Annotated in this window: 13 protein-coding genes and 1 tRNA gene; 1 reads left to right on the top strand and 13 read right to left on the bottom strand. The window is 41.3% G+C overall.

Going from position 1 to position 14,639, the window contains the following annotated elements:
* Position 1 precedes the first annotated feature (1 nt).
* The 11 genes from rpoB to HII16_RS12140 all read right to left on the bottom strand — a co-directional run bounded on the left by rpoB (position 2) and on the right by HII16_RS12140 (position 11,785).
* The gene (rpoB, locus tag HII16_RS12190; protein WP_169130709.1) at positions 2 to 4,030 is read right to left on the bottom strand and encodes a DNA-directed RNA polymerase subunit beta; all 4,029 of its coding nucleotides are present in this window, start codon (positions 4,028 to 4,030) and stop codon (positions 2 to 4) included.
* Between the two features lie 333 nt (positions 4,031 to 4,363).
* Positions 4,364 to 4,732 (bottom strand): 50S ribosomal protein L7/L12, encoded by a 369-nt coding sequence (gene rplL, locus HII16_RS12185; protein WP_169130495.1) that lies wholly within the window; start codon positions 4,730 to 4,732, stop codon positions 4,364 to 4,366.
* Positions 4,733 to 4,816: 84 nt separating this feature from the next.
* Positions 4,817 to 5,311, bottom strand: a complete 495-nt coding sequence (gene rplJ / locus HII16_RS12180; protein ID WP_135438251.1) for a 50S ribosomal protein L10 — start codon at positions 5,309 to 5,311, stop codon at positions 4,817 to 4,819.
* A 304-nt stretch (positions 5,312 to 5,615) separates the two neighbouring features.
* Complete coding sequence (gene rplA / locus HII16_RS12175) at positions 5,616 to 6,314, bottom strand: 50S ribosomal protein L1 (RefSeq protein WP_169130493.1); 699 nt, start codon at positions 6,312 to 6,314, stop codon at positions 5,616 to 5,618.
* Positions 6,315 to 6,317: 3 nt separating this feature from the next.
* Positions 6,318 to 6,746, bottom strand: a complete 429-nt coding sequence (rplK, locus tag HII16_RS12170; protein ID WP_135438253.1) for a 50S ribosomal protein L11 — start codon at positions 6,744 to 6,746, stop codon at positions 6,318 to 6,320.
* Between the two features lie 280 nt (positions 6,747 to 7,026).
* Positions 7,027 to 7,920, bottom strand: coding sequence for a sulfite exporter TauE/SafE family protein (locus HII16_RS12165; RefSeq protein WP_169130491.1), 894 nt, complete (start codon positions 7,918 to 7,920; stop codon positions 7,027 to 7,029).
* A gap of 135 nt (positions 7,921 to 8,055) precedes the next feature.
* Positions 8,056 to 8,601 carry a transcription termination/antitermination protein NusG gene (gene nusG, locus HII16_RS12160; protein ID WP_169130489.1) on the bottom strand — a complete coding sequence of 182 codons (546 nt, stop codon included), beginning with the start codon at positions 8,599 to 8,601 and terminating at the stop codon, positions 8,056 to 8,058.
* 3 nt (positions 8,602 to 8,604) lie between these two features.
* Complete coding sequence (secE, locus tag HII16_RS12155; protein WP_135438256.1) at positions 8,605 to 8,985, bottom strand: preprotein translocase subunit SecE; 381 nt, start codon at positions 8,983 to 8,985, stop codon at positions 8,605 to 8,607.
* A gap of 67 nt (positions 8,986 to 9,052) precedes the next feature.
* Positions 9,053 to 9,129: transfer RNA gene (locus HII16_RS12150), tRNA-Trp, on the bottom strand.
* Between the two features lie 214 nt (positions 9,130 to 9,343).
* Complete coding sequence (locus HII16_RS12145) at positions 9,344 to 11,185, bottom strand: hypothetical protein (protein WP_169130487.1); 1,842 nt, start codon at positions 11,183 to 11,185, stop codon at positions 9,344 to 9,346.
* Between the two features lie 69 nt (positions 11,186 to 11,254).
* Positions 11,255 to 11,785 (bottom strand): hypothetical protein, encoded by a 531-nt coding sequence (locus tag HII16_RS12140; protein ID WP_169130485.1) that lies wholly within the window; start codon positions 11,783 to 11,785, stop codon positions 11,255 to 11,257.
* Between the two features lie 383 nt (positions 11,786 to 12,168).
* On the opposite strand from HII16_RS12140, the gene HII16_RS12135 reads away from it, so the two are divergent.
* Positions 12,169 to 12,456 carry a GIY-YIG nuclease family protein gene (locus tag HII16_RS12135; protein ID WP_169130483.1) on the top strand — a complete coding sequence of 96 codons (288 nt, stop codon included), beginning with the start codon at positions 12,169 to 12,171 and terminating at the stop codon, positions 12,454 to 12,456.
* Positions 12,457 to 12,675: 219 nt separating this feature from the next.
* On the opposite strand, the gene HII16_RS12130 is transcribed toward HII16_RS12135, so the two are convergent.
* Together HII16_RS12130 and tuf are read right to left on the bottom strand one after the other, a co-directional pair.
* Entirely contained in the window at positions 12,676 to 13,359 is a 684-nt protein-coding gene (locus HII16_RS12130; protein ID WP_169130481.1) for a hypothetical protein, read from the bottom strand.
* Between the two features lie 201 nt (positions 13,360 to 13,560).
* The coding region (tuf, locus tag HII16_RS12125) for an elongation factor Tu (RefSeq protein ID WP_169130479.1) at positions 13,561 to 14,639 on the bottom strand (1,079 nt) is incomplete at its 5' end.

Below are 14,639 nucleotides of genomic sequence, written 5' to 3'. Positions count from 1 at the left end.
CTTACTCTTGATCCAACTCAATGTTGATACCAAGTGAACGAATCTCTTTCAACAATACGTTAAACGATTCAGGCATACCAGGTTCCATGCGATGGTCACCATCAACAAGGTTTTTATACATCTTGGTACGACCGTTAACGTCATCAGACTTAACAGTAAGCATTTCTTGTAGAGTATAAGCAGCACCATAAGCTTCAAGTGCCCATACCTCCATCTCACCGAAACGCTGGCCACCGAACTGAGCTTTACCACCCAGAGGTTGCTGTGTAACAAGAGAGTAAGAACCTGTTGAACGCGCATGCATTTTGTCATCAACCAAGTGGTTAAGTTTCAGCATGTACATGTAACCTACAGTTACAGGACGCTCAAACGCACGACCGGTACGACCATCATAAAGCGTGAATTGACCGCTTTCTGGCATGTCCGCTAGACGGAATAGTTCTTTGATTTCTTTCTCAGCTGCACCATCGAATGCAGGGGTTGCGATAGGCAAACCAGCACGAAGGTTATCAGCAAGACGCATTACTTCGTCATCAGAGAAGTTGTCAATGTCCACAACTTGGCGAGATTCACCAACCGCATATACATCTTTCAAGAATGTACGCAGCTTAGCTAGCTCTTGTTGTTCTTTGATCATGCGGTCAATCTTCTCACCGATACCGCGTGCAGCCATACCTAAGTGAGTTTCAAGAATCTGACCGATGTTCATACGTGACGGTACACCCAATGGGTTAAGTACGATATCAACCGGCTCACCGTTTTCATCGTATGGCATATCTTCTACCGGAACTACGTTAGAGATAACACCTTTGTTACCGTGACGACCTGCCATTTTGTCACCAGGTTGTAAGTGACGTTTAACAGCAAGGTAAACTTTAACAATCTTAAGAACGCCAGGTGCCAAATCATCACCTTGAGTGATCTTGCGACGCTTGGTTTCATATTTCTTATCGAAGTCTGCTTTGATTGCATCATATTGCTCAGCAATTTGCTCAAGCTCAGTTTGTTGACCTTCGTCAGACAAGCTTTGCGTTAACCACTGATCACGAGACATACCGTTAAGGTCGCTCTCATTCATGCCAGCAGACATAAGCAATTTCTTCGCACGAGCGTAGATACCATCTTCTAGAATTGAGAATTCGTCACCAAGGTCTTTCTTAACCTCTTGTAACTGCATTTCTTCAATTTCTAATGCACGCTTATCTTTTTCAACACCATCACGGGTGAATACTTGAACATCGATGATAGTACCTTGAACAGAGTTAGGTACACGTAGCGAGCTGTCTTTAACGTCAGCAGCTTTCTCACCGAAGATAGCGCGTAGAAGTTTTTCTTCTGGTGTAAGTTGAGTTTCACCTTTAGGTGTAACCTTACCTACTAAGATGTCGCCACCTTTCACTTCAGCACCAATGTAAACAACACCAGACTCATCTAGCTTGCTTAGTGCTGACTCACCAACATTCGGAATATCAGAAGTAATTTCTTCTGAACCTAGCTTAGTATCACGAGCGATACAGCTTAGTTCCTGAATGTGGATCGTTGTGAAGCGATCTTCTTTCGTCACACGCTCAGAAATCAACATCGAATCCTCGAAGTTGTAACCATTCCAAGGCATGAATGCGATACGCATATTTTGACCTAGAGCCAACTCACCTAAATCGGTAGAAGGACCATCAGCTAACACGTCACCACGTTGTACCGGCTCGCCAACGTTACACGTTGGACGTTGGTTGATACAGGTGTTTTGGTTTGAACGTGTGTATTTGGTCAAGTTGTAGATATCGATACCAGCTTCACCTGGAACCATTTCGCTTTCGTTAACACGTACAACAATACGAGACGCATCAACGTAATCTACTACACCACCACGCTTGGCTACGGCTGTTACACCAGAGTCAACTGCGATGGTTTTTTCCATACCTGTACCAACAAGTGGCTTGTCAGCTTTCAATGTAGGAACGGCTTGACGTTGCATGTTCGCACCCATCAATGCACGGTTCGCATCATCGTGTTCAAGGAATGGAATAAGTGATGCCGCCACAGAAATGATTTGCTGTGGAGATACATCCATATATTGGACTTGATCCGAAGACATTAACGTAAATTCGTTCTTGTGACGACATGGTACAAGCCCGTCAACAAGTGTGCCTTCTTCGTCTACTTCCGCGTTTGCCTGTGCAATAACGAAGTTACCTTCTTCAATTGCAGACAAGTAATCGATTTCATCTGTAACTAAGCCATCGATAACTTTACGATATGGTGTTTCTAGGAAACCGTAATCGTTAGTACGAGCATAAGAAGACAATGAGTTGATCAAACCGATGTTTGGACCTTCAGGCGTTTCGATTGGACATACACGACCATAGTGGGTCGGGTGAACATCTCGAACCTCAAAACCAGCACGTTCACGTGTCAAACCACCTGGGCCTAACGCTGAGATACGACGCTTATGAGTTACTTCTGAAAGCGGGTTGTTTTGATCCATGAATTGAGACAATTGCGATGAACCAAAGAACTCTTTAACGGCAGCAGATATCGGCTTAGCGTTAATTAAATCTTGTGGCATTACTGCATCAAGATCACCAAGAGACAAACGCTCACGAACCGCACGTTCAACACGTACAAGACCTACGCGGAACTGGTTCTCTGCCATTTCACCTACAGAACGAATACGACGGTTACCTAAGTGATCGATATCATCGACTTCACCTTTACCATCGCGAATAGCGATTAAGGTTTTCATTACCGAGGTAATATCGTCGTTAGATAAAACACCTTCGCCAGTAGATTCGCTGCGACCAACACGACGGTTAAACTTCATACGACCAACGTTTGATAAATCATAACGCTCTTCAGAGAAGAATAAGTTGTCAAATAACGCTTCTGCAGCTTCTTTCGTTGGTGGCTCACCTGGGCGCATCATTCGATAAATTTCAACAAGCGCTTCTAAACGGTTACTTGTTGAGTCGATGCGAATGGTGTCTGACATGTATGAACCACAATCGAATTCATTCATGTAAAGAGTGTCTAGCGACTTATGACCCGCTTCAACTAGCTCAGCTACTGATTCAAGAGTTAGCTCGTCATTCGCTTGTGCGATAACTTCACCGGTGCTCTTGTTTACATAGTCTTTCGATAATACACGGCCAACGATGTAATCCGCAGGTACTTCAAGAGTACTTACTTTTTCTTTAGCTAATGCACGAATGTGGCGAGCAGTGATACGACGACCTTGCTCCACTAATACATCACCACTTGGCATCTTGATATCGAATGTCGCGGTTTCACCACGAAGACGCTCTGGAATCAATTCCATAACCATCTTGCTTTTCTTGATATCAAAACGCGTGGTTTCGTAGAACATTGCCAGAATTTCTTCTGTTGAATATTCTAATGCACGTAAGATGATTGACGCCGGTAATTTACGACGACGGTCAATACGTACGAATAGGTTATCTTTCGGATCGAATTCGAAATCTAACCAAGAACCACGGTAAGGGATTACACGTGCATTATAAAGCACTTTACCCGATGAGTGAGTTTTACCTTTGTCATGATCAAAGAATACACCAGGTGAACGGTGTAACTGAGATACGATTACACGTTCAGTACCATTGATAACGAACGTACCGTTCTCTGTCATCAATGGGATTTCGCCCATGTAAACTTCTTGTTCTTTAATATCTTTAACTGTACCAGGGGCAGCTTCTTTATCGTAAATTACCATACGTAATTTAACGCGTAGAGCCGCAGAATAGGTTACGCCACGGATTTGACATTCTTTAACGTCAAATAAAGGCTCGCCTAAACGGTAGCTAACGTATTGTAATTCTGAATTACCAGAATAACTTTTGATTGGGAATACACTACGGAATGCAGCTTCTAAACCAACTGTACCCGTTTCATCGATATCAATAAACTTGCGGAAAGATTCGAGTTGGATAGACAACAGGAATGGATAATCCATTACCTGAACGCTCTTACCAAAATCCTTTCGAATACGCTTCTTCTCAGAATAAGAGTAAACCATGGGTTCCTCATCTTGCTCGTTATGGCCAACCTGACTGCCAGGTGGCACGGTCAGGAGTAAATCTTTTTAAATTTTAAGCAAATATCTCTTAGCTTATTTGCTTAAAACTTACACTCAGTTCTTTATATAAAAAAAAACCTCAACCGGCGAAAATTTCCGCAAGTTGACAATTATTTATATATTAGAACTAGTGTTTACGCTAAAAAAGACAGTAACTTACAACACTAACAAGTTAATATTTAAAACACAATCTCTTTTAGCGCAAAAAGGCCGGTGACATTTGTCACCAGCCATTGCCTATATTATTAGGCAGCTAATCTGTATAGATACAGATTACTTGATAGCAACAGTTGCGCCTGCAGCTTCAAGGTCAGCTTTAAGAGCTTCAGCTTCTGCTTTATCAATGCCTTCTTTAAGAGCTTTAGGAGCAGCTTCAACTAGCTCTTTAGCTTCTTTAAGACCTAGGCCAGTTGCGCCACGTACAGCTTTGATTACAGCAACTTTCTTGTCACCGAAGCTTTCAAGAACTACGTCAAATTCAGTTTGCTCAGCAGCAGCCGCACCAGCGTCGCCACCAGCTACAGCAACAGCAGCAGCAGCAGATACGCCGAACTTCTCTTCCATAGCTTCAACTAATTCAACAACATCCATTACTGACATTTCAGCAATAGCATTTAAGATATCTTCTTTAGAGATAGACATGATTATCTTTCCTATTTTTAATTAACAGCACATTCAAATTAGGGCTGTTAGGTATAACTATATAAATACAAGTTAACAGCGCTATTAAGCTGCTTCTTGCTCTTTCTGATCGCGAACTGCAGCAAGTGTGCGGGCAAGTTTGCCTGCAGATGCTTCTTTCATTGCGCTCATTAAACGTGCAATTGCTTCGTCGTAAGTTGGTAGTTTCGCTAATACCGAAACTTCTACCGCGTTACCTTCAAATGCTGCTGCTTTAAGTTCTAAGTTTTCGTTTTCTTTAGCGAAATCTGAGAACAAACGAGCTGCTGCACCTGGGTGTTCGTTAGAGAATGCAATCAAAGATGGACCAACTAAAGAATCTTTAACAGATTCAAAATCAGTACCTTCTAAAGCACGACGTGCTAACGTGTTACGAACGACTTTCATCCATACACCGTTTTCACGAGCTTGCTTACGTAAAACTGTAATTGCATCAACTGTAACACCGCGTGAATCTGCGATTACAACTGATTGAGCGCCAGCAGCTGCTTCTTGAACTTCAGCAACAATTGCTTTTTTATCATCAAGATTGATAGCCATCGGCTTTAACTCCTGGTTTACCGGCTAACCGGTATTTAAATCTCTTAAGCTAATCATTAGCTTAAGCCTTTACGGCGAGATCCAGAATTCTTAGGAAAAATATCTGGGTAACACCATCTACGTAGGGAATTAAGTGGTTAGCGCCACACTCATAAAGTGCTTAAGGGTTTAACAACACCTACGGTCTTGGACGGGAGCTTGAAAATCTACAATTTACCCTAAGGTTAGAATCATAGTGACAAGCACCTACCAAATTTTTAGGGGCGAAATTATATGCTAATTTCCACCCCTTGTAAACGGTCAATTAAGCTTCAGTTAAAGAACCTTGAGCAACGGCAATACCGGCACCCATAGTAGTCGATAAACTGATTTTCTTAATGTAAGCGCCTTTCGCTTGTGCTGGCTTCACTTTCTTAAGTGCAGCTAGCAATGCAACAAGGTTCGCTTCGATTTGATCGCTTTCAAAGTCAACCTTACCGATTGTAGAATGGATGATACCATTCTTGTCGTTACGGTAACGGATTTGACCAGCTTTTGCGTTTTTAACAGCAGTCGCTACGTCTGGAGTCACGGTACCAACTTTCGGGTTAGGCATTAGACCACGTGGACCTAATACTTGACCTAGTTGACCTACAACACGCATTGCGTCTGGAGTAGCGATAACAACGTCAAAGTTCATTTCGCCAGCCTTAACTTGTTCAGCTAAGTCTTCCATACCAATGATGTCAGCACCAGCTTCTTGAGCTTTCTCAACGTTTGCACCTTGAGTGAATACTGCAACGCGTACGTCACGACCTGTACCATGTGGAAGTACAGTTGCGCCACGAACGTTTTGATCTGATTTACGAGCATCGATACCAAGTTTGATAGCAACGTCAACACTCTCACGGAATTTAGCAGTAGCTAACTCTTTAAGAAGAGCAACGGCTTCGTTGATTTCATACTCTTTTAATACGTCTACTTTTTCACGTGCAAGACGAGCGCGTTTTGATAATTTAGCCATTGATTAGTCCTCTACCACTAAACCCATTGAACGAGCAGAACCCGCAATGGTACGCACTGATGCTTCTAATGAACCGCCAGTTAGGTCTGGTTCTTTCATCTTAACGATCTCTTCAAGTTGTGCAGTTGTAACTGTACCGACTTTCTCAGTGTTAGGACGTCCTGAACCACTCTTGATACCAGCAGCTTTCTTAAGCAAGTAAGAAGCAGGTGGAGTTTTCGTTTCAAACGTGAATGAGCGATCGTTGTATACAGTAATTACTACTGGAACTGGAGCGCCTTTATCAAGAGAATCTGTTTTTGCGTTGAACGCTTTACAGAATTCCATGATGTTTACACCGTGTTGACCTAGTGCAGGACCAACTGGTGGTGACGGGTTAGCTGCACCAGCAGCAACCTGTAGCTTGATTAAAGCTTGGACTTTCTTAGCCATTGTTTAACACCTTTAGTTTGGGTAGATAACGCTGAAACAATTCAGCTCCCCGGTTAAATAAAAACGACTTTATAGGTTCCCCAAATAAAATCGGCAGCGGATTATATATTAATCAGCGGTCATTTAGCAAGCACTTAACCGTTAGATTGTTTGAAAAAGGGGCATTTAAAGGCTAACACCCTGAAATGCGTTAATTTGCTAATCAATATAAAGCTGCAAAGCGATATCAAAGAATCGTCATTTCAACCCAAAGCAAGGATTTTAAGATGAAAAAATTGCTTTAAAGGATACCCAGAATTCCGACCAGTAAGATCCAGCTACCTAAAAACATTTTTAACTTTTGCGCACCTAGCCATAAGGCTAAATAGCGCGCAACAAACGCACCGACAATAGCACCGGGTGCGGCGAATATCAGCACCTCGGTATTAATCAGTTGTAGGTTTATAAAATAGGCAATGCCACTGATAACCGATAATGCAGAAACAATAACGCCAGCGGCGACAGAGAACATTACCGAAAAACCGCGCAGCAATAAAATAACCGCTAAAATTTCGCCAACGCCCACAGAAATCCAGGCGGTGATGATACCACCGACCAAACTACTCATAGCAATTAACGCAATTTCGCCTTTGGTCAATGTTTTAACGCCACGATGGGTCGAGCGTTTACCAAGATAGACACAGTGATATAAGACAATAACGCCAAACACCAAGGAAAATACACTGAAGATGAGGTGTATTGAGGCAACAGGCTGAATAGGCAAGTACTGCACCAAATAAATACCGATGATCGAAAACGGTAAACTGGCTGACAATGCTTGATATAACAGGTTAACCCGTTCTATTTTTTGCTCGCTTTTACCATGAAAGAACACCAGCCATGACAAGCTGCCCATGGTCATGCCAAAACATTGGATAGCGAAACTGGTACCGATGACTTCATTGATTTGCATGCCTAGGGCATCAAAGGAAGGAACAAACACCACACCGCCACCAGCTCCGGTAGAGTTTGCTGCGATGGCACCACCGATGCCTAAAAAGAAGAAACCAAAATATTCACCGATTAATGCCAGTGTGTCAGATTGCATCAGCAACAGGGTTGCCCAAATGGCGATAAACACCATGGCGGCTAGTACGAGTGAGAGATTGCGATTATCTGTAATACGGGAAATCATCAGCAATAAATAACGACATTTTGGCTTACATCTATCCCTCGATAGTATTAAAACTAGCGGACAGGTGCAATTGCTATTAGCGGTAAATGGACACAAAAAAGCCGCGACTAGCGCGGCTTTTAAAATATATATGAATTAGGTTTTTTCGACTTGAACGAATTCTAATTCTACTGGCGTTGAACGACCGAAGATTGAAACAGATACCTTAATGCGGCTCTTTTCATAATCCAGCTCTTCAACAACACCGTTAAAGTCAGCAAATGGACCGTCAACAACGCGAACCACTTCACCTGGTTCGAACAATGTTTTAGGACGCGGAGCATCTGTAGATTCATCAAGACGTTGTAAAATACGATCCGCTTCAGTTTGCGTGATAGGTGCAGGGCGATCCGATGTACCGCCAATGAAACCTAATACACGTGGCACGCTTTTCACTAAGTGCCATGCTTCTTCATCCATAGCCATTTCTACTAGAACATAACCTGGGAAGAATTTACGAGCACTTTTACGCTTTTGACCAGCGCGCATTTCAACTACTTCTTCGGTAGGTACTAAAACCTGACCAAACTTGTCTTCCATGCTGTGAATTTTGATGTGCTCTAAAAGCGTTTTTTGTACGCGAGCTTCATAGCCAGAAAAGGCCTGAACAACGTACCATCTTAATTTAATTTCTTCAGACATTGATTACACCTGTAGCGAAGTAATGAAGCTTACAATTTCATATAATAGACTATCTAGACCCCAAAGAATCAAAGACATAACCAATGTCGCAACAATTACGATACCAGTAGTTTGCATAGATTCTTGTTTCGTAGGCCATACAACTTTGCGTACTTCGGTGCGAGACTCTTTAGCAAACGTGAAAAAGTTTCGACCTTTATCTGTTTGCAAAGCAATAACGCCGGCGACGATAACGGCACCAACAACACCAAGCGCACGGAAAAGCGCTGATTCTTCACCAAAGTAATAGTTACCGTAAACGGCACCACCTAAAAGTAGAAATACGACAATCCACTTTACTGTATCAAGAGAACCACCTTGTGGGGTTTCTGTACTTGCATTCATAACTTCTGACCTGTTCCTGTCAATATCAAGACAAACGCACCCCGCTTAATAGCGAGGTTGGAAAATTTGGCAGGGGTGGAGAGACTCGAACTCCCAACCGTCGGTTTTGGAGACCGCCGTTCTACCAATTGGAACTACACCCCTATATATCAAAGTATCACCGTGATACCGATACACTAATCATGTGATTTCTGTCGTTTCGAAGGGAAAATTAAGAATTACATGAGAAGTGAAGGGCTATTATACTGCCTTGTCGCAATTACTCAAGATTTAATTGGCGTTCTGTACAGCGAAAGCGTGATTTTTTTGTAAAGCATAATTAACTGCCTTTTATCACTATATAATAGCCTTAAGAGCATTAATGCATGTTTAAAATACTGTCTTCGCATTCAAAGTCGACCATGAATTCTGGCTCATGGGGGTACAAATCAGGATGGCGCTCATACAAATAGTCAAAGGCCTGCTTATTTTTGTATTTCAACGACGCCATTAAATTAATATGCGCATCATCGACTTGTGACCGATCAACCAACATGTCGAGCAGCTGCAGGCTTGATTCCTCAGCTTGGTAATCTGAATCTTCTGATGTCTGTATCCTAGCCTTTATTTTTTGTAAATAAGCCAATAATGGATCAGGGCTTTGACTGTCTCTTTTTAATGGCAGTCCTTGATTAATCAAATCGATAATAAGTTCGTTTTGATTTGTCCAATTACTTTTAATTAAGTTATAGATCAGAGTTCTGCCATCGGCTCCATAAGGTGCAAGGTCTTGCGCGTGACGTTCAAGTATTTGCCGTTGCTCATCAGCTTTGTGAGACGCTACCGCTAAGAACATCGAAAAATTTGGGTCTTTAGCAAATAACTTTTCTTGCTCCATTTGTAGTACAAATTCCTTCTTCACCGAATGGTTTGCTAACTCATACAACGCCAAATAGGCATAAGGCTTAATATCATCTGGCGCCGACTCTATTTTCGCTTTATAACTGGCAATTTCTGACGCAGATAATAATGTCTCTCGACGACTGATATCGGTAATACTAATGTCTAAATAAGATGCGGCAAACAACATATTGGTTTCATCAGCAAAGACGCGACATTCTTGTTGGTAAGCTTGTTGCCACAATCCTTCACCAATTTGCGATGCATTGACCTTTTTAATTGCGACATCGCTCACCGGTTGATCAGCTAAGACACACAGCTCTTCTACACTGGGTTGCTTTGCAAGATCCGGATTTTCTTGTTCCAACTCAACAAAGAGTTGTTCAACAGTGGTATCCATCGAAAATTCTGGGGCCGTAACCACCGCTAGCTCTCTGCTCGTTGATAGCTTGTATATCTTAGCGATTTTCGCATAGGTTTGGTTCAAGCTATGAACAAAAACAGCGTCGTCACTTTCAAAAGGCAAGAACTCACCAATTGCATCAAGCATTGTTTGCAGCTGCTGTTGATTAAGTATGCCAAGAAATTCTCGAATTTTATGAAACGAGGCATAGACAACCATTTTACGATATTCATAACTGCTGCCATTAAATTTATCTAAGGCAAGTGCACCAAACTCATCATTATTTAACACCACACTTAAAAAGAATGCGCCAAACCAATCCATCGCTTCCATTTGCGGGTTTAATTGCGCTCGCCTTTCAATGTCAGCGATATATTGCTCAGCAAAATCTTCTTGCTCTGGGGAAACATTAGAATAGGATTGTTTGAAATATACACTGCTATTGTTCTGTGGTTCTGTCGATAAGGTGTATTGCAGAGTAGCAATTTTAGAGAGCACATCAATGTTATCTTCTAGCGTCATGTCGATATTCATCACGCGATTAAGCCAGCGATAGGCTACATCACTATCATAACGATTAAACAGCACGGAAAATAACGCATCGACTTGTTCACCTTCAAGAAACAAACGCGTCGCATGCAACTCTAAAAACCGACTTTTATTACGACTAACGACTCGGTCAAAGTTCTTATAATCGGGGCAGTATTTATCGCTTTGAATCTCATCAATAAGTAATGGTTTTGCCGATTGTGGCAACTCATTTGATAGTGCCGGCGTGATGCTTGGCGTTTCAGTTGTTGATTGTTCAATATCTTGCGACAATTGTTGCGACTCTGGGTTTTGATTGGCCAGATACAAAACAGTGGCCAATACGACAATGATAAGTGTCGCAAATATCGACAGTAGAGGTTTAGACATTTCGTTCCTTGAAAGTAAATAGGCATTAGCTATCTTAGAGTTAGCTCAAAAAGATGTAAAGTAAGGCGTTTATATGTCGCTATGTTTGTCCTCCGGTGACACCATAAATAGTTCCAGTATTGTTTTTCGATTATCAGAAACCTCAAGAGTGCAATACTTAACATGAGTATCAACGGTAAGCTTCTGATCATTCATTTTTGCATCTACAATGACAGACTGAATCGCCATATGCGCTGCAGCTTTGGCGCACTCATCAAGCCAAGCCTCGTTCAATTTAGCATTATCGATATCAAAACCTGAACGACAAGACGATTTAATATAATACCGATTTTCAATCTGAGCCTTTTCAGCCCACCCAGAGTTAATGTGATCTTGCCAATTAAAGCTTTCCTTAAAACTTAAAGACAGGGCTTGGTCATTCAATATTTTGTCACACGCTACTTCTTGGTAACTAAGACTCTTATCATCAAGCTGCTGCACCGTGATACCGGTGTTATTTAGGGAGCGATAAACTAGAACATTAGAGTCTTGATGTGCACACGCATTAAGCAAAACTAAAATCAAAAAAATATAAGGGATAGGTTTTTCACTATATCTCACTCATTATCTCGTGCTGATACAAGCACTCTTGTATCATCATGCTTTGCAATCGGTTCTCAAGCCGTTTCAAATTCACTTTAACTGGCTCCTTTGTGCCATTTGGAGTCGTTCATATATAGAAAGAATTCACCGTCATCCTATCATGCCTTTGGATGGGATCTCCCTTCGTTTCGAGGTGGCTTTGAGGGGCCGTTTTGTGCCAGTAATAGTCATTCACATAATTAGAAAAAGAGCACCAAAGAAGCACGCACATTGTCAGAAAAAGTATACCGTCATCCCACCATGTTTTTGGGTGGGATCTCTACCAGTTTCGAAGTGTCTGTTTTACTTCACCGTTTATTTATCGACTATAGTTGTTCATATATTTGAAAAGGACTTCAAACATGAAACAACCTGCCATATACATTATTTCAAATGATTCAAATACTGTTATCTATGTAGGTGTTACGAGCAATCTACTTAAACGAGTATTTCAACACAAACAGAAGCTTACTGAGGGTTTTAGCAAACGATACAATTTAAGTAAATTGGTTTATTTTGAACTGTATGATGATATGGACAGTGCTATTTATCGAGAAAAAAGATTGAAGAAATGGCAACGTTCATGGAAAGAAAGACTTATTAAGAAAGTAAACCCTGAATGGAAAGATTTATATCGGGAAATACTGTAAATCAATTTTCTTAATCACTGAATGCTGAAGGAGATCCCACCTAAAAACATGGTGGGATGACGTACAAGGAAGTACAAATGCCGATGGATTCAGGATGATTGTTTTCCTAAGGTGACGGCGCTTTTTTTCTAAACCTTGATCAGGCAGCAATTCGCTCTTAACAGACCTTATCCTTTTCAATGAGATAACTCAACTTAGTGCCATTTGCGTCCTTTGACCTTAAACTCGCACCCCATATATAACACTACACTTTTCAATTAATTTGTTATCGCTAACAGGCTTTAATAATGTGATGTTTATCTTTCCTATTTGGTCACTAGTTTCACTTTTTTTTACTTCAAAATAGTAATTTAAAAATGGGAATTTCTTTTCTAAGAGAATATAAGGATAACCAGTAATCGACCAAACACCTTTAAGTTTTTCGTTTCCGTCTTCTACATAACTAAATGTGCCATTTGGTTTTAAATTTATCTCTATATCGGTTTCACATTCAGATGATCTATACACTTTTGCTAAATCAATAGTATTTGTACCGCTATTTGCAGTAATCCCTTTAGGAACAACAAATAAACCAAGTGTATTTTTAGTGTACCAATGGTTAGAAGATACTAAAGAGTTTACATTGTTTACTTCAATATCAAGTTCACTTAGTGCATTTTGGACTTTATCTACTATTTCACTATCATTTACAAAAGGCGAATAAACAATACTTGTAGAATTAATATCTGCTGGGTATTCATGTCGATTAACTTCAACATTAAAACCTTCTTTTTCCAATTTAGATTGGATAGATTTAGCTGATTTTTCATCTAAATATAACTTATTTAAATGTATCGTTGGTGCTGAAGAACAACCTATGATTGAAAAACTTGAGAATAGTAGGATTAGATAAGATAGCTTCATAAAATTCCTTTTTGTGAATAGGCTGGTTATCGCTCACACCAGACATTAACCTTTTCAATTAGTTAACGTCAAATATGTATTAAACACGTAAAAACAAAAAAGAGCGCCTAAGCGCTCTTTTTTAAGGTTTGGTTTGTAACCAAATCAATCGATGACCACCACGGATGGTGGAAACACAATTAATGCAGGAGCAATTAATTGTTAGTCGATGATTTTAGATACAACACCAGCACCTACTGTACGGCCACCTTCACGGATAGCGAAGCGTAAACCTTCGTCCATCGCGATTGGGTTGATAAGCTCAACAACAAACTTCAAGTTGTCGCCTGGCATTACCATTTCTACACCTTCTGGAAGCTCTACTGCACCAGTGATGTCTGTCGTACGGAAGTAAAACTGTGGACGGTAACCTTTAAAGAATGGCGTGTGACGACCACCTTCATCTTTGGTTAGTACGTATACTTCTGATTCGAACTTAGTGTGAGGAGTGATTGAACCTGGCTTAGCAAGTACTTGACCACGTTGAACTTCATCACGCTTAGTACCACGTAGAAGAACACCACAGTTCTCACCAGCACGACCTTCGTCTAGAAGCTTACGGAACATCTCTACACCAGTACAAGTTGTCGTCGTCGTTTCTTTAATACCAACGATTTCTACGTCTTCACCAACTTTGATGATACCGCGCTCAACACGACCAGTAACAACTGTACCACGACCTTGGATTGAGAATACATCTTCGATTGGAAGAATGAAGTCACCGTCAATCGCACGCTCTGGCTCTGGAATGTAAGTATCTAGTGCTTCTGCAAGTTCTAGTATTTTCGCTTCCCAATTAGCTTCGCCGTTCAATGCACCTAGTGCTGAACCTTGGATAACTGGTAGGTCATCACCTGGGAAGTCATATTCTGAAAGAAGTTCACGAACTTCCATCTCTACTAGCTCAAGTAGCTCTTCGTCATCAACCATGTCACATTTGTTCATGAATACGATGATGAAAGGTACACCAACCTGACGTGAAAGAAGGATGTGCTCACGTGTTTGTGGCATTGGACCATCTGTCGCTGCAACTACTAGAATCGCGCCGTCCATTTGTGCCGCACCTGTGATCATGTTTTTAACGTAATCGGCGTGACCAGGACAGTCTACGTGTGCGTAGTGACGAGTCTCTGTATCGTACTCAATGTGAGAAGTGTTGATTGTGATACCACGCTCACGCTCTTCTGGAGCGTTATCGATTTGAGCGAAATCACGTACTTCACCACCGTGAGTTTTAGTTA

It is taken from the genome of Thalassotalea sp. Y01, assembly GCF_012932945.1.
Classification (GTDB): domain Bacteria; phylum Pseudomonadota; class Gammaproteobacteria; order Enterobacterales; family Alteromonadaceae; genus Thalassotalea_A.
This window is presented reverse-complemented; position numbering and strand designations above follow the sequence as displayed.